The following is a 342-nucleotide window of genomic DNA, read 5'->3' as shown; positions in this document are numbered from 1 at the left end:
CGCGGGGTCGAGGGGCGGCCGGGTGTGGCTGCCGGTGTCGAAGGCGGGGCGGTTGTGGGTGCCGGTGCTGTAGGAGGACGGCGGTTCGTAGCCGCCCGCGGGCGCGCCGCCCGGCGGGGTGCCCGGGAACGGCGGGGACGCCGGCGCCGAGGCGGGCCGCTGCGGTGACTGGCCGTCCATGCTGGACCAGATCGGGGATCCGGGGTCGGACTCGGCGGCCGGGGTCCGGGGGAACGCCGGGTCGCCCAGCGGGTCGGCACCGCCGGGCCGGCCCTCGGTGGGGGAGTAGCCCGAGCCCAGCGGGGGCCGGCTGTGGGTGCCGGTGTCGTAGGGCGCGGGGTC

General features: G+C 80.4%; 1 pseudogene. It reads right to left on the bottom strand.

The features are described from left to right. Window positions 1–342: pseudogene (locus DEF28_RS27850) on the bottom strand (hypothetical protein); the annotation flags it as partial.

The sequence above is a fragment of the Marinitenerispora sediminis genome (genome assembly GCF_003336425.1).
Lineage (GTDB): Bacteria > Actinomycetota > Actinomycetes > Streptosporangiales > Streptosporangiaceae > Marinitenerispora > Marinitenerispora sediminis.
Note: the sequence above shows the minus strand (reverse complement) of the source record. Positions and strands in the feature narration are given on the sequence as shown.